Here is a 16,613-nt window from a genome sequence, read left to right on the forward strand (position 1 = left end):
GAGTATAGTTTTTATTTGGATTTTATCCAATTTAAACATATTAAATCTTTAACCTGTATATCTTTGATTGAGGAGTGTCCACAACCTTTTCAAAGAGAGTTTTATCATACTCTCCAAGTATGCCCAACTGAATATATAGCGAGTTGTATGTTTTTTCATCCACGACCAAAAAGGTGTTATGACTTGCCATATAAATAATCGTCACATCTTCAGAAGGATTTCCCATCTGTATATTTTTTGAAAAGTTGGCACTCTTGTCGTATGATGTCTGAACAAATCTCTTTATAGGCACAGTCTGATTGTTAATTGTGATCGTAGCATTTTGAATATTGAATATAATACCTCCACCTAGATGAATGATGTTTTGCTCCTGTTTAAACATTCTAGTAGCATAATATAGCGGGCTTTTTCTCATCTCGCCGCTCATAAGATCTATACTTGAGAATTTCTCTACGGTTGGATATATATCTATCATTCTATGCGGCAGATAGAGGTAGACATCTCTACTCTTCTTTGGAAGCTCCATCTCACCCTCAAGGGAGAGCAAAAAGTCATTGGTGTCACTAAAACCGTAATCTTTTGTCATCTGCTCTATATTTGAGAATATTGTGAGGTTCTTATCTCTTATGAGATCTTCATTTTCTTCTTTAAACTTAAATGTTTTCTCGGTGTACTCAACATCGAGTCTTGACATCTTTGCCGCTGCTTCTTGAGGATGTGTCAAAATAAAACTTACAGGGAAATTCACAACCCCGCTGTGTTTACCGCCGTCTATCAGTGTTTTAACATCGCTGTAGTATCTAAGCGGATAACCGTAATCCCACCAAGCGATCACATAATCCTCTCTCTCTGCTGTCTCTTTAAATTTGTCAAGCACCTTGACCTCATCCGCACTAAAAACCGTAGGAACTCTGTAGTTTTGTATATGAGTGATGTTTGGATATAAAACAGCCAAGCTCAAAGCAGTAACGGTTAAAAACTTCAACCTCTTTGTCGGCATAAATCTTGCGGCTTCTGTTATTAAAAAAGCAGCCCCAAAAGCTAAAACAGGAACCGCATAGATGGTAAAGCGAAGCCCTCCTACATACGCTAAAAATCCAAGACCGATAAGAGGAAGCCCAAGAAGCATAATCTTGTGCTTATATGCCAGATAGATAAATCCTGCTACAGAGAGAATAAACGTGACCACGTGCCCGCTTATTCTGTTTGCAAATATCTCAAACGGAATCTGTCCAGCCTCTCTGACGGTCTGCACAACCGAGTAGAAGTGAAGTCCGAGCCCATCTTTTCCAGCTGTTACGGCATCTTTAAATACATACCCTTTAAGCTGCCCCCAGATAGGATTAAATCCGCCTGAAGTAAAAAAGAGAACTATCGACACACCAAAAATATAGTAGACATATCTGTCAAACTTCTCTTTTGTGTAGATATAGAAAGCAGCAATTACCAGAAGAGTTCTTATGTACCCTTCAAAACCGATCATAGCAAGCATCATAAGAGAGAGAAGTTTGTAGTTATATATATTTTTCCTATCCCAGATCAGCGTATAAAGGAGGATAAGTCCAAAGAACGAGAACTCAAGCGAGTAGCTTTGAGGATACCACCATCTGTATATCAGGATATCAATTGCAGTGATAATGAGGTATCTGTTCTCATTTGTTCTAATTGCCCAGATAATTGACCACAGAAGAAACATCGGAAGTACTATATTTAACATATCGGTATCGAAGTAGCCTATCATCGTCCTGTTGTAATAACTGTTGGCGATACTTGCCAAAAGTGCGGCAACAAGCCCCATCTCTTGGTTATTTAGGCTTTTTGCGATAAGTATTATAGGAATAACTACAAGTGAGCCTAAAACAACAGGCATAAAAAGGATGACAGTCTCAAAAGAGAAAGGCAGTATAAATGCAAAAAGAGCCGTTAACTGTGAAGTTGCACGATCTATTGGAGAGAGGTCATTCTCCTGACTCACACCACTAAGTATGTCTCTTGCACCCTCAGCCCAGAAATAGCCGTCATTTGTGTTTATCATAAACTGGCCGTTAAACTTAAAAGGCTCATAATCAGAAAACTGATAAAACCAGATCATCCTAAGAGCGACCGAGAAGAGGAATGCTATAGCAATGTAGAGCAGCGTTATTTTAGTCTCTTTGTTTAATGTATCCACGGCTTTTTCCTTTAGTTATATCTCGTTATACAGACTGTCTCTCTCTACGGGAATAAATCCGCTGTTTTTTATGAGTGCTCTAAACTCTTCAAGCTTTACGCCGTTTGCACTCTTCGCACCGGCCGCGGAGTTTATGGACTCTTTTTCTATAGTTCCATCTAGGTCGTTTGCGCCGAACTCTTGAGCTACGAGTGCGAGATTAACCGTTGAAGTAACCCAGTAGGCTTTAAGATTTGGCACATTATCCAAAACTATGCGACTGATCGCCATAGTACGCAGAATCTCATTTGCAGTTATAGGCTCTTTGATATTAAGATAGTTATTTTCAGTCTGGTAAACAAGCGGGATAAAGCAGTTAAATCCACTTGTAATATCTTGAAGCTCACGAATTCGCATCATATGGTCTATGCGGTTTGCACGGCTCTCAACATGTCCAAAAAGCATGGTCACGTTGCTTTTTCTGCCCCGCTCATGCCATTTTTTATGTATTTCAAACCACTGATCGGATGTGACTTTGCCTTTGCAGATATAGTCACGAACTTTCTCGTCAAATATCTCAGCACCGCCTCCTGGCATAGAGTCAACACCGTTTTGGATCATTAAGTCTAGTATCTCATCATAGCTTTTGCCATACTCTCGTGAGAGAAAATCAACCTCTGCGGCAGTCAAAGCCTTTACATGTAGATGAGGATAAGCGGTTTTAATCTTTTTAAAAATATCTAAATACCACTCTAGACCCGTGTTTGGATTGTGAGCAGAGACTATATGAACCTCTTTGGCGCCTCTGGAGTCGATGTCTTTAACGATCTCCATTATCTGCTCATGGCTCATCGTGTATTGGTTTGGATTTTTTCTAGTCGCCGAGTATGCACAAAATTTGCAAACGTCAGCGCAGACGTTGGTGGGATTTATATGGCGGTTTATATTGTAGTAGGTCTTTTTGCCATGCTTCTTTTTACGGATATTATCTGCTAGTTCGCCAAGCTCAAAAAAGTCCATCTCATAGAGAGAGAGTGCCTCATCGAAGCTCACTCTATGACCTGCTAAAATCTTATCTTTTAAATTCATCAATTACTTTAAAGCCTCAAACTTATCAAGCTCATCGAGCTGCTCCCAAGGGTAGTCACTCTGCCCGACCTGTCCACGAGCCGCGACATCTGCGTATAAAAATGTCTCTTTTGAAGGCATATCAAGGTTAAACTTTTTAGTTATCCAGTTTGGAGTAAGCGAAAAGTTCTGCTGCACAAACTCAGAGAGCTTATTATCATCCATGCCGTTGATAACGGTTCCGTATGTGTCGACTGTCACGGATGTAGGACGTGCAACACCGATCGCATAAGATATCTGAACGAGCGCTTTTTTAGCAACTCCAGATGCTACGATATGCTTTGCGATCCACCTAGCCGCATAAAGTCCGCTTCTATCCACTTTTGTGTAGTCTTTTGAGCTTTGAGCTCCACCGCCGATCGGTGCATAACCTCCGAAACTGTCAACTATAAGTTTTCTGCCCGTTAAACCTGAATCGTGAAGTGAAGAGTGCGATACATATTTTCCCGTCGGGTTTATATGAATGATACAGTCGCTTTTGTCATAAAGTTCACTTGGAAGCCCTGCATCATCTATCAGCTCTTGTATCAATGCTCTAACACTTTTTATATCCATAGTGTTCACGCACGGAGCAGAGACCACTATAGTGTGAATTTTTTGCGGTCTGCAGCTCTCAAAGTTCTCTTTTGTGCCATAATCCATAGTGACCTGAGTCTTGATATCAACACCAAGTTTAGACGGGTTTGCTTTTGCATAGTTATAAACCTTCTCCATCAAAACTCTTGCGTATGTAATAGCACTCGGCATATAGTTTTTAGTCTCAATATCTGCGTAACCGAACATTATCCCCTGATCGCCCGCTCCTGTCTCACCGTCCTCTTGATCAACACCTTGGTTGATATCAGGAGACTGCGCATTTAAAAGGACTTGAAGCTCTATATCCTCAGGATGCAGACACTCCTCTTTTGTAAAGTACGGATTTCCGTCGTAGCCAATATTTACAAGTGCATCATGAACAATTTTTTTATAATCTTCCGTCGTAATTCTGGTTTTTGATGTAACTTCCCCACCGATTACAATATGTTTTCCCGCAACAAAAACCTCTGATGCAACTCTTGATCTTGGATCCCCTATTATCAGTTTGTCAACTATACTGTCCGCTATAATATCGGCACACTTATCCGGATGTCCCGGGCTAACTACTTCACTCGTAAAAAGGTACATATATTTCCTTGGGTTATTATCAGCCCGCAAGACTTTCGCCTCGCAAACTAGTTTGAAAAACACCCCTTAATTTCGGCTTTTACTCTTTAAAACTAGAGCACTAAACCAGGTGCTTTCCACATTGAAGTCGTAATATTATCATCTACTAACTTTAATTGTACTTCGTATGCCTTTTCAAATCTTATTTTTATCTCATCGTAAATTTTTTTGTTCTTTAAGTTCGGCTCATAAACTCTATCCCAGAGAACCAGTTTTTTTGCCGCATCTGCCATACTCTCATAAACTCCAACGCCTACACCCGCAGCCATTGCAGCCCCAAGCGCGGTTGCTTCGGTGACTTTGGGAATCTTGACTCTGCACCCGGTCACATCTGCTACAATTTGAGGCCAGAGTCTGCCTTTGCTTGCACCTCCCGCAAAAACAATTTCATCAATTTTTACGCCCGTAAAATCTCTGATCTTATCAAGGTTTATGCCTGAGACTATCGCGGCATTTTCCTGTAGACTTCTAAACATCGAAGCGCGGTTGCAAATAGAGGGATCTATACTTAGGTTTAAAAAACTCGGAGCCGCATGGTACCATTTAGCGTATTTCATAGAGTCCGAAAAGATCGGCAAAATACCGTAAGAACCGACAGGAACTTTTGAGGCTTTTTCTTCCAAGAGTGTGTAAACATCAACGCCCTGCTCTTTAGCTTCAAGCTTCTCCATGTCGCAAAAAGCGTCTCTGAACCAGCGCATAACAAGTCCGCTGAAAAAAGTGATCCCCTCTGCTTGAGACTGGTTTTGGATCACATGCGGGTTCACTCTTATATTCATATCAATCGGCGGAGGCGTATTTTTGTCGATATTTACAACCTGCTGCCAAAATGAACCTCCTAAAATCGCGGCTTGTCCGATATCTACGACACCAAGGCCTGCAGAGCCTAACTGAACATCGCCGCCGCCCATGACCACTTTTGTCTTTGTCGATAGACCCGTGACAACACCGGCCTCTTTGCTCACACTGCCCATAAGAGTTCCTACTTCTAAGACTTCTGGGAAAATATCATCCTTAAGCCCTACTTTTGCAGCCATCTCATGAGCCCAAGTGCGATTTTTCAGAGAGAACACACCTGTTGTTCCGCCGTTACTCGGGTCAGTTGCAATAACTCCGCAAAGTCGTGCCAAGATCCAATCACCGATCATAGAGATTTTCGCAACACGCTCATAAATCTCTGGTCTGTTGTTTTTTAGCCATAAAATTCGCGGAATTGCCCCAAGTGCGAAAGTCTGTCCCGACTCTTTGTAAAACTCCTCTTCTATGCCCTTAAAGTTCTCTTTTAAAAAGCGCACTTCCTCGCCAGCCCTTGCATCAACATTTGCGACCGCCCAAAGCTCTCTGCCCTCTCTGTCGTAAAGGACTATCCCCTCGCGCATGCTTGTCGCACTAAGAGCTGCTATGTCCCCGCCGCTTAACTTTGCGCGGGAGAGCGACTCTTTTATACACTCACATACAAGGATCCAATTCGCATCAAAATCAAAACTCATTGAGTTAGGCACGCCCTCCTCTTCCAAGTGCGTCCACTCTTTTTGAGCCACGCTTACCTGATTGCCCAAAGTGTCAAATATTACCGCACGCACACTTCCCGTACCTGCGTCTATTGCCATTAAGTAGTTCATTTATTATCTCCTTAGATTGAGTAAAAAATCATTGCGTATACCTACAAGCAGGGTATCTACTGCATCCCAAACCAGCTTCAACCCTTTTAAAATCGGCATCACTTTTTCTGGGCTTGGCTTTTACTCTTGTTAAACAGATCTTTAAGAGTTTCTATCTGTTTTGATTTGTCATCAATATGCTTAAGTATCAAATATTCCCTTTATCAATTTCCCCAATATTCAAATCCCGTATTCGCTCAAAGTGTTTTAGATTATTGGTTATTAAAGTGCACTCATTTTTTATAGCAATGCTTGCAATCATCAGATCCATATCGGCTATAATATTTCCGGTTTTTTTAAGTCTTGATTTCTCTTTTGCAAATAGCGTAGCAGCTTCTTCATCAAACTCCAGCACTTGAAAGTTTTTTAAAAAAGGTACGATGATTTTTAAATTTGCTTCGACTCTTACGGAGTTGTATGCACCGTAAAGAAGCTCTGCAAAGTTAATTCTGGAGATGTAAAGCTCGCTTGGAGGTATATCGGAAAGCCTTGCTACTGCTTCTTGCTTGCCTTTGAGAAAATATATCAGCATATCGCTGTCAATTAAATATTTTCTCATTTTATAAATCTAGCTCAAAATCTTTAGAGTTTTTATCACGCGAGATTGTATCCAACATAGCATCCGCATCGGCACTCTTTAATTTGCCCGCAAATTTTAACAGCCCGTTTTGTTTGAGGCGATTTTCTTTAGAAAAAAACTCTATGGCTTTTTCTATGACATCTGTTTTAGTAGTATGTAATTCGTCACTTAGTTTATTTAAAGTAATAATTACACTCTCTTCTAATCTTAAGTTAACTGCTCTTTTCATTTTTAGCTCCTTTTTCTTTACATATTATACATTTTTTTCATTATTTTTGTAAAGAAGAAATCAGTGGCTTATAATTTAAATTACCCCAAAACCTCAAGCTCATCGCTGTATTTGTCTTCGCAGTACTGCTCGTAGCTTGATTTGTAGATTTTGTAGTGCTCTGAAGCTTTGTGCCCGTCAAGTGCCGCTTCATCTCTCCAGGTCTCTACTGCAAAAAACTTCTCGGGTCTCTCTTTGCACTGAAAAATGTCATAAAAAATACATCCCTCCTCTGCTTTGCTTGGTGCTACCATCGCGCTCAGAAGCTCTTTCATCTTCTCTACGCCATCTTTTTTTGCTATAAATGTCACTTTCTTTGTTATTGTCATATCATATTTTCCTATGCTTAAATTTTAATCGTAGCGATTATAGCAAAAATGAGTAATTTGACTATAATAATAGAAAAAATCAGGACATCTACTTTGGATTTAATACTGCAGATCGAAGATTTAATAGAAAAAAACGGCAGTGATTTTGAACTCTCAAAACTCTTTAAAGCCTTTATAAAAGAGTACAAGACCTCGCTTGGCGAGCTCTTTAAAAAAAATCAGGGAAAAGATTTTCTCGTCCGCCACACAAAACAGCTCGACTCTATTATTACTTTGATGTACAAAACTACTCTAAGACGTATCTTTGGCAACTACCTTCCCATGAGAAGCTCCATCCCCATAGCAATTGTAGCACTTGGCAGCTACGGCCGCGAGCAGCTCTGTGTTCACAGCGATGTGGATCTGCTTATCGTATATGAAAAAGTGGATGGTTTTAATAGTGAGCTTATAATAGAGAAGTTTTTCTATCTCGCTCTTGATGCAGGACTGAAACTTGGGCACAGAGTCCATGAGACGAATGATCTTTTTGCGGCAAGCAAAGAGGATATTACTATCAGAACCGCACTTATGGAAGCTAGGTTTGTAACCGGTTCCACGCTTACTTGGCACGAGACAAGCAAAGAGCTAAACAGAATACGCCTTTATGAACAAAAAGAGTTTATCTTAGAGAAGATCAAAGAGTCGCAAGAGAGACGTAAAAAGTACCCGACATCTATGCAGCCAAATATAAAAGAGAGTGTGGGCGGACTTCGCGACTCTAACTTTATATTTTGGATAGCGCACACCATCTACGGCGTAACAACGCTTAAAGATCTGGCTGGCATTCTATTCTCTGATGAGGAGTACAAAGAGTACAGAGCAGCGCTGGAACTGCTTTTTCGCACAAGAAGCGCTCTTCATCTTATTACGAACAAACAAGAAGACAGGCTTCTTTTGGAGTTTATCCCGGAAGTAGGCCGACTTTTAGGATTTAAAAATCAGCAGAAGATGGTCACAAAAGTTCTTGAAGCGCAGTGGCGCATAAGCAACTTTACCCAAATTTTTGTAAAGAAGATGGTTCGCCCCTACATAGCCGATATGTCGCAGCTTGGCAATTTTAGAAAAAATCGTCTAAGTCACGGTATATACAAAATCGAGAACAGGATCTACGCCTCGTACAATCTGCCCGTTCAGCCGCTAAACAAACTTCTTGAGACTTTAGTTTTGCTTGAGGACAAGCCGTATCATTTCGATGCAGGGTTTTTGCGCCAATTTACCTACGTAAAAATATCCTACCCGCTTCAGGCAAAGACATATTCGCTTTTAAAAGAGCTATTTAAAAAGAGATATATGTACAGCTTTTTAAAACTCTTTTACGATGCTGGAGTGCTTCATCATCTATTTGGAGCTTTTAAAAAAGTGCTCCATCTGCCTCAGTTTGACGGCTATCATCACTACCCGGTTGACATCCACTCCATCAAGTGCGTTGAAGCGCTTGAAAATATCAAGGAACCCTTTATCCAAAACCTCTACGATGAGTTTAAAGACGATGAAAAGCTGCTCTTAAAGATCGTAACGCTTTTTCATGACAGCGGTAAGGGAAGAGTTCAAGACCACAGTGAAGTGGGTGCCAAGCTCATCGCTGCTTTTGCCCAAAAGATGAAACTCAAAGAGGAGGAGAAGGAGAGATGCGTTACTTTGGTAAAACAGCATGTATCCATGAGCAATGTGGCACTCAGAGAGAACATACACAACGAAAAAACGCTCTATAAGTTTATGTCAAACGTGGGAGACGTAAAGAACCTGCAGCTTCTCTATGTTCTTACCTATGCAGACATAAACGGTGTCGGAGATGGTGTTTACAACTCTTTTACCTCTAAACTTCTTCGCGAGCTCTATACAAACGCACTTGAGGTAGCACAAAACCGCCAAAGGATCACCGACGCATCAAAAAGGATAAACAGCGAAAGGCGTGTCGCTAAGCTTCAAGAGTTTATAGAACTGTCAAAACTGCTGCAGAGCAAACTTCTGCGGGTTGAGTCAAATCTCTTTTTCCTAAAACATACACCACATGATATTATAGAGATCGCAAAAAAAGCCTCCAAGACAAAAGAGTATGACTTTTCCATAGATACACAGAGCTCTTTGGTAATAGAGATCTACAGAAAAATTCCGCTAAATATCGGCTATCTTCTGGCATCACTTAGTCATCTTGATGTCGCATCCATGGAGATATTTACCCTCTTTGACGGTGTGAAATATTTTAAAATAGAGTTTATAGAACATGTTGATGAGAATGAGACCATTCATATAGAAAATATCATCAACAACGCTTTTGACATGAGCAGACATATAAAACTAAAAGATGTCACTATCCGCGAAGATGAGATAGGCATTGATTGTGAACACTCGCTCACCCACGCAGAGGTCACGATCAACACCCAAAACCAAAAAGGGCTTTTGGCGTACATCATGGAGTGTTTTGAAGAACTTGGCATAAACATAGTCACCGCAAAGATCCACAGCACTAAACATAAAGTAAGAGACAGCTTCTTAATAGAAAAACAAAACGATATATGCAATAATGTCGCAAAAATTTATGCGCTATTAACTTTAACGCAGCGGTGAACAAAGTCCTCTGCTGCTACGCTAGCCGCTAAGGCACTAAAGCTAGCCGCCTAACGGCGTCAGAGTAAAATATTGAATATAGCTAATTATAAAAGGAAATATCTACTATGTGCGGAATTGTCGGTTATTTAGGTAAAAAAAATACAAAAGAGATTTTATTAGATGGACTTAAAGAGCTTGAGTACCGCGGGTATGACTCTGCAGGGATCGCGGTTTTGCAAGACGAAAAGTTCTCCAACTACAAAGCTGTCGGAAAACTTGTAAACTTAGAAGAAAAAACCAAAGATTTTAAAACAGATGGTTTTGCAGTAGGTATCGGGCATACAAGATGGGCGACACACGGAAAACCTACAGAACTAAACGCACATCCTCACTTAGGAGAGGGCTCTTACGTCGTACATAACGGCATCATAGAGAACTACGCAACTCTAAAAAAAGAGCTTCAATCAAGCGGTGTTACTTTTTTAAGCCAGACCGACACGGAAGTCATCGTGCATCAGTTCGAGAAAAACCAAAAGAGTGCAAAAAACAGTTTTGAAGCTTTTTCAAAAACCGTAAGTGAACTTCACGGAGCTTATGCAATTTTGCTTGTTACAAAGAGCGAACCTGATACCATCTTTTTTGCAAAACACGGCTCACCGATGCTTATCGGAGTAAATGAAGAGAACGAGAAGTATTTTGCATCTTCAGACACTCCGCTTATAGGGCATTGCCAGAGAGTCAACTACTTTGAAGACGGCGACTACGGCTACGCGACATCGGATGAAATAGCAATTTTTGACAAAGATGGAGTTCAAAAAGAGCCTAAATTTTCTTCTCTTTCACAAAATAAGCTCCTTGCTCAAAAAGATGGCTACAGATTTTTTATGGAAAAAGAGATCTATGAGCAGAGCGTCGTGATCTCCGATACTCTGATGGGAAGACTAAGCGATGATGAGATCATATTTGACGAACTGGACAAAACTCTATTTGATGGCATAAAAGAAATAAAACTCTGCGCATGCGGAACCTCATACCACGCGGCAATGAGCGCATCATACCTCTTTGAGAGATACTCTAAGATAAAGACATCCCTAGAGATCGCAAGCGAGTTTCGTTACAGAGACCCTATAATGACAAAAGATACTCTCTTTGTCGTCATCTCCCAAAGCGGCGAGACTGCCGATACGCTAGAGACATTGAAGATGGCAAAAGCAGCCGGACTTAAAACTCTGGTAATCTGTAATGTCGACAACTCTTCGATGGTAAGACTAGCCGATGCGACAATTTTAACAAGAGCGGGAATAGAAAAAGGGGTAGCTTCTACAAAAGCTTTTGCTACGCAGGTGACTGTTTTTTGGATGCTCTCTTTATATGTTGCAAAACTGAAAAACTCGCTTACACAAAAAGAGATCGCTTCACACATATCTACTCTTCGTGAGATTCCGTCGCATGTAAAAGTTAGCGATGAGATGCATGAGCGCATAAAAAGATTGTCAAAAAGATATCTTCACGGTCACGGCTTTTTCTTTATCGGCAGAGATGTTTTCTATCCTCTTGCGTTAGAGGGCGCTTTGAAGCTTAAAGAGATATCTTATCTTCATGCAGAGGGTTATCCTGCTGGAGAGATGAAACACGGTCCTATCGCACTTGCCGACCCTGAGCTCTTTACCATAGCACTGCTTCCTAAACATCTTCACTATGAAAAGGCAAAAAGTAACGTCGAGGAGCTGAGTGCAAGGGATTCTACTATCTGCGCTATTAGCCAGATAGCGTTTGAGAGAGCGGATGATTTTATTGAGATCTCTGAGTGCGATCACTATATGCTTGAGTTTTTTGAGATGATGGTCGTTGTGCAGCTACTATCTTTGGAGATATCTATAAGACTTGGCAATGACGTCGATATGCCTAGGAATTTAGCAAAAAGTGTAACGGTAGAATAAATAGCTTATATTTCAAACTAAATTTATATTTACTTAGATATTATAAAAAAACAATTACCATATAAAGCGATTAATAATGAAAACGAAATCCAGACTTTTAGTTATAGTTACGTTTATGCTGCTAGGGCTTACCGCCGCGACGATTATCAATATATCACTTAATTTTAGAGACTACAGCATAAACAGTGCTGTTGAGAAATCACAACTTGCTGCAAACATAGTAAAAGATGGGCTTACTGCCCACATGGTAAATGATATGATGGATAAAAGACAGTACTTTCTGGATAAGATCGCTACTAGTAACAATATCAAATCTCTATGGATTGCAAGAGGGGAGAATGTTATCCAGCAATACGGAGAGGGTCTAAGCAATGAAGCTATCAGGGATGAGATAGATAAAGAGGTACTGCGAACAGGAGAGAGCGTACAAAAGATCACCGAAAACACAAAAGCCACAACTCTAAGAGTCACTATTCCCTATAAAGCTTCGACACCTATGGACAATACGAACTGTATGTCGTGCCACAACGTTGAGAGAGGCGATACTCTTGGCGTTATCAGCATGGAGTTTGATATCAGTGACATGAGAAGCAGCGGAATGCTTACTATTCTTAAGATATTAGGAATAAATCTGCTCTTTATAGTGGTAGTTCTTTTATTGATAAACTACTATGTAACCCCGTATCTAAATCTTTTCTCAAACCTGCAAAGCGGTATTAAAAAAGCGTACAGCGGAGATTTTTCGCACAATTTTGTCTCAAAAGTAGGAGGAGATGCCAGAAGCGTTGTAGATCAGATGAATTCGCTCTTTAGAAAGATGCAGGAGACTTTTGGCGATATAAAATACAACCTTGCAACATTTATACCGCAGGGGTGTGTCTCATCAAGCGACCCTCTTTATGAGGCAAAAACTATTATCAGCGAACTCTCAGATATCTATAAATTTAAAAAGACGATCGAGCTTGACGGTTCTAAAGATGAAGTATATACAAGGATCATCGATATTTTAAAACTCAAATATCAAGTCGGGCACTTTGCATTTTACGAAGTAAACAACGTAACTTCAGAGAGAAAACTTATATATAGCACAGAAGAAGACGATGCTATCTGTTTTGAAAAGACCAACAAGAACGCAATGGAATGTAGAGCCCACAGAACAGATAGCGTAACAATTTCAACAGAGTTTCCAAATCTTTGTCAAGCTTGTGTTGCACTTAATATAGATTATGTCTGTATCCCCTTTAATATAAATCACGATATATCTTTGACGGTCTCCATGACATCCGAGGATAGAGACGAAGTTGAGAAGATGAAGAAAAACATCTCAAGTATCAAACACTACCTAGAAGCTGCTAAACCGGTTATAGAGAGTCAGATACTTATGGAGAAACTAAGAGACACTTCTCTTAGAGACGGTATGACAGGTCTTTATAACAGAAGATTCCTTGAAGAGATCATTGACAAGATCATGAGCCATGCAAACAGACACAACGAAACTTATGCAGTTATGATGCTTGATGTCGACTTCTTTAAGATGGTAAATGACACTTACGGACACGATATAGGAGACAAAGTTATCGTCGCTCTTGCAAAGGTGCTTAAAAACAGTATTCGTGAAGCTGACTTGGCGATACGCTACGGAGGGGAGGAGTTCGTTGTTCTTCTGAGCAATGCTACGGATGAAGGAGTTATGCAAGTAGCTACAAAAATACACTCTGCTTTCGGTGCACTCTCTTTTGACGTCGGAACATCAGAGACACTTAAAAAGACGCTAAGTATCGGTATAGCAAAGTTCCCTACCGATGGAGATACCATCTGGAAATGTATCAAGTATGCTGATACAGCTCTGTATGAGGCTAAAAACACGGGAAGAAACAAGATCGTAGAGTTTAAACCTGAGATGTTCCAAGGAGAGGATTTTTAATCTTCCTCTTTATTACGCACTAAAACGAACAAGTCCGTTTTAGATGGCATGGACAAATGTCCCTTGCAACCCCCTAAAGCTACGAAAAACTAGTTTTTCGAGATTTTATGCATATTAATTTAAAAAAAGCATATAAAATTAAAAGAGTGATGCAATTGTAAGGCGCTGACGAGGAAGCATACTTAAAGTATGTGACGAGCGTAACGACGCAGAATATGCGCCGCTATTTTGATTTTAAACTATTACTTGGTGCTGCAAGCACTTACACCCGGAGGAGTCGTCGGCTGAACAGACTCATTGCTTGCTCCGCCTTTTGAATTTACCTCTTCAATTGTTGCCCAGATAGATTCAGCAGCGGCCATATAGCGTTTTGCACTCTCGCTTGTAGGGTTTACGAATGTTATCGGTTTTCCTTCATCTCCGCCAGTTCTAATGCTAGGCTCAATTGGGATCTCGGCAATTATTTTGGTATCAAACTCATCCGCCATTGGCTGTGATGTTCCTTTTCCAAATATATCATACTCTACACCAGTATCTGGAGCGATAAAGCCGCTCATATTCTCAATTATTCCAGCGATTGGAATATTTAGCTTCTTAAACATATCTAGTGAACGACGAGAGTCATCAAGAGATACCGCTTGAGGAGTAGTAACCGTTAAACCTGCAGTAACCGGTACACTTTGAGCCAATGTAAGTTGTGCATCACCTGTTCCCGGAGGCATATCTATAACTAAAACATCCAGATCACTCCAAAGAATATCTCTTAAGAACTGCTCAATTGCTTTCATTATCATAGCACCGCGCCAAATAAGCGACTGTCCATCTTCCATAAGAGAACCCATAGACATCATCTCTATACCGTAAGCTTTTATCGGAAGAACTTTATTCCCCGTAATCTCAGGTTTAATATCTGAAACGCCCAACATACGCGGAATATTTGGACCATATATATCTGCATCCAAAAGTCCCACTTTTTTACCCTGCTGAGCAAGTGCAATAGCGATATTTACCGACGTAGTAGATTTTCCTACTCCGCCTTTACCCGAGCTTACCATTAAAAAGTTTTTTATTTGAGGAGCTATGTTCTTGCTCTTTGGTTTTGGAGCTTCAGGCATTTTTGGAGCTTTTATATTTACCGTTACATTAGCAGCACCCACAGCTTTTAGCTCTGCTGTTGCATCATCAATTATCTGCTGTGCTACTTCAGGAGCGCTTGATGTTATCTCTACATTAAAGCTTACATCGGCTCCGTTGATCTCTATACTATTTACAAAACCAAAAGTTACTATATCCTTTGTAAAACCCGGATACAGAACTTTTGACAGTGCTGAATTTACAATATCTTTAGTCATTTCTATTTTTTTCCTTTATAAATTTCATTTTCGTAACTCTATCATAATTAAATAAGACAAAAATTATCTTATATCAATTAATTCATTTTTTTAAGCTCCCAGAGCCTCTCTTCCTTTGCTTCTCTCGCGATCTGCTCGATTGCTTCAGGGTTATCCATTATGTTTTGAGTTATCTTGTACGAACAGAATTTCGGTCCACACATTGAACAAAACTCTGCCTCTTTAAAGACATCTTGAGGGAGGGTCTCATCATGATATTCACGAGCGCGCTCGCTGTCAAGTGCCAGCTCAAACTGCTTCTCCCAGTTAAATGAATATCTTGCATCACTCATCTCATCATCTATATCTCTAGCCCCTTTGCGCCCTCTTGCAATATCAGCCGCGTGAGCCGCTATTTTATAAGCGATAATTCCCTCGCGGACATCATTTGCATTTGGAAGCCCAAGATGCTCTTTTGGTGTTACGTAACAGAGCATCGAAGCTCCGTGCCATCCGCCGACAGCCGCACCGATCGCAGAACTTATATGGTCGTATCCTGCAGCAATATCGGTAACCAAAGGTCCAAGTATGTAAAACGGAGCTTCATGGCAAAGTTCGCGCTGAAGCTTCATATTACGCTCGATCTGATTTAGAGGAACGTGACCAGGACCTTCGATCATGACCTGAACATTCTTCTCCCATGCACGAAGTGTTAACTCACCCAGAACTTTCAACTCTCCAAGCTGCGCATCATCACTTGCATCAGCCAAACATCCAGGACGTAAAGAGTCTCCAAGAGAGAGAGATACATCATACTTTGCACAGATGTCCAAAATATCGTCAAATGCCGTGTAAAATGGATTTTCTCTATGATAGTGCATCATCCATGCAGCCATCAAACTTCCGCCGCGGCTGACGATTCCCATCTTTCTTTTAGCGATCTTTGGCATAGTCTCAAGCAAGAAACCGGCGTGAATCGTAAAATAGCTCACTCCCTGTTTTGCCTGACGCTCCAAAACCTCAAGCATAACCTCGATGCTTAAGTCCTCTATCTTATTCCCTACATCATGAAGGATCTGATAAATAGGCACCGTTCCTATCGGAATCTTTGAAGATTCGATCACTGCCTTGCGTATCTCATCTAAATCACCGCCTGTTGATAAGTCCATCGCCGTATCAGCCTTATAGTGCTGAGAGACCTGCATCTTCTCAACTTCGCCCTGAACATCGGATGCTATAGCAGACGAGCCAATATTTGCGTTGATCTTACATCTTGCAGCAAGCCCGATTGCCATCGGCTCAAGAGAGGTGTGATTCACATTTGCCGGAATTATCATCCTTCCTCTTGCAATTTCACTTCTAACTAACTCAGGAGATAGATCTTCTACTTTTGCTACGTACTCCATCTCCTCGGTTATTACGCCCTGTTTTGCGTAGTACATCTGCGTTTTAACAGGGTCGCTTTCGCGCTCTTTAACCCATGAAGTTCTCATATTTTCTCCTAAAATTGT

12 protein-coding genes are annotated in these 16,613 nt (G+C 40.7%); 3 read left to right on the forward strand and 9 right to left on the reverse strand.

Annotated features, from left to right (window positions below; genetic code table 11):
* Positions 1–40: 40 nt before the first annotated feature.
* The 7 genes from FCU45_RS08110 to FCU45_RS08140 all read right to left on the reverse strand — a co-directional run bounded on the left by FCU45_RS08110 (position 41) and on the right by FCU45_RS08140 (position 7,318).
* Positions 41–2,170: an STT3 domain-containing protein gene (locus FCU45_RS08110; protein ID WP_137014129.1), complete on the reverse strand. Its 2,130-nt coding sequence runs from the start codon at positions 2,168–2,170 to the stop codon at positions 41–43.
* A 15-nt stretch (positions 2,171–2,185) separates the two neighbouring features.
* On the reverse strand, positions 2,186–3,238 hold the full coding sequence (gene mqnE / locus FCU45_RS08115; protein WP_137014131.1) for an aminofutalosine synthase MqnE: 1,053 nt from the start codon (positions 3,236–3,238) through the stop codon (positions 2,186–2,188).
* 3 nt (positions 3,239–3,241) lie between these two features.
* On the reverse strand, positions 3,242–4,441 hold the full coding sequence (gene metK, locus FCU45_RS08120) for a methionine adenosyltransferase (protein WP_137014133.1): 1,200 nt from the start codon (positions 4,439–4,441) through the stop codon (positions 3,242–3,244).
* A 92-nt stretch (positions 4,442–4,533) separates the two neighbouring features.
* Positions 4,534–6,102 (reverse strand): autoinducer-2 kinase, encoded by a 1,569-nt coding sequence (gene lsrK / locus FCU45_RS08125; protein ID WP_137014135.1) that lies wholly within the window; start codon positions 6,100–6,102, stop codon positions 4,534–4,536.
* A 187-nt stretch (positions 6,103–6,289) separates the two neighbouring features.
* Positions 6,290–6,700 carry a PIN domain-containing protein gene (locus tag FCU45_RS08130; protein ID WP_137014137.1) on the reverse strand — a complete coding sequence of 137 codons (411 nt, stop codon included), beginning with the start codon at positions 6,698–6,700 and terminating at the stop codon, positions 6,290–6,292.
* 1 nt (position 6,701) lies between these two features.
* Entirely contained in the window at positions 6,702–6,950 is a 249-nt protein-coding gene (locus FCU45_RS08135; RefSeq protein WP_137014139.1) for a ribbon-helix-helix domain-containing protein, read from the reverse strand.
* A gap of 80 nt (positions 6,951–7,030) precedes the next feature.
* Positions 7,031–7,318, reverse strand: a complete 288-nt coding sequence (locus tag FCU45_RS08140) for a putative quinol monooxygenase (RefSeq protein ID WP_137014141.1) — start codon at positions 7,316–7,318, stop codon at positions 7,031–7,033.
* Between the two features lie 93 nt (positions 7,319–7,411).
* Here FCU45_RS08140 and FCU45_RS08145 point away from each other — a divergent pair, with 93 nt between their 5' ends.
* The 3 genes from FCU45_RS08145 (at position 7,412) to FCU45_RS08155 (ending at position 13,771) form a co-directional block, all read left to right on the forward strand.
* Positions 7,412–9,925 (forward strand): [protein-PII] uridylyltransferase family protein, encoded by a 2,514-nt coding sequence (locus FCU45_RS08145; protein ID WP_137014143.1) that lies wholly within the window; start codon positions 7,412–7,414, stop codon positions 9,923–9,925.
* A 107-nt stretch (positions 9,926–10,032) separates the two neighbouring features.
* Positions 10,033–11,847, forward strand: coding sequence for a glutamine--fructose-6-phosphate transaminase (isomerizing) (glmS, locus tag FCU45_RS08150; protein WP_137014145.1), 1,815 nt, complete (start codon positions 10,033–10,035; stop codon positions 11,845–11,847).
* 76 nt (positions 11,848–11,923) lie between these two features.
* Positions 11,924–13,771 carry a GGDEF domain-containing protein gene (locus FCU45_RS08155; RefSeq protein ID WP_137014147.1) on the forward strand — a complete coding sequence of 616 codons (1,848 nt, stop codon included), beginning with the start codon at positions 11,924–11,926 and terminating at the stop codon, positions 13,769–13,771.
* Positions 13,772–14,013: 242 nt separating this feature from the next.
* Here the strand turns inward: FCU45_RS08155 and FCU45_RS08160 are convergent, their stop codons facing one another.
* Together FCU45_RS08160 and thiC are read right to left on the reverse strand one after the other, a co-directional pair.
* Positions 14,014–15,123 (reverse strand): Mrp/NBP35 family ATP-binding protein, encoded by a 1,110-nt coding sequence (locus FCU45_RS08160; RefSeq protein ID WP_137014149.1) that lies wholly within the window; start codon positions 15,121–15,123, stop codon positions 14,014–14,016.
* A gap of 77 nt (positions 15,124–15,200) precedes the next feature.
* Positions 15,201–16,595 (reverse strand): phosphomethylpyrimidine synthase ThiC, encoded by a 1,395-nt coding sequence (thiC, locus tag FCU45_RS08165; protein WP_137014151.1) that lies wholly within the window; start codon positions 16,593–16,595, stop codon positions 15,201–15,203.
* Positions 16,596–16,613: the final 18 nt, after the last annotated feature.

Source organism: Sulfurimonas crateris (genome assembly GCF_005217605.1).
GTDB lineage: Bacteria > Campylobacterota > Campylobacteria > Campylobacterales > Sulfurimonadaceae > Sulfurimonas > Sulfurimonas crateris.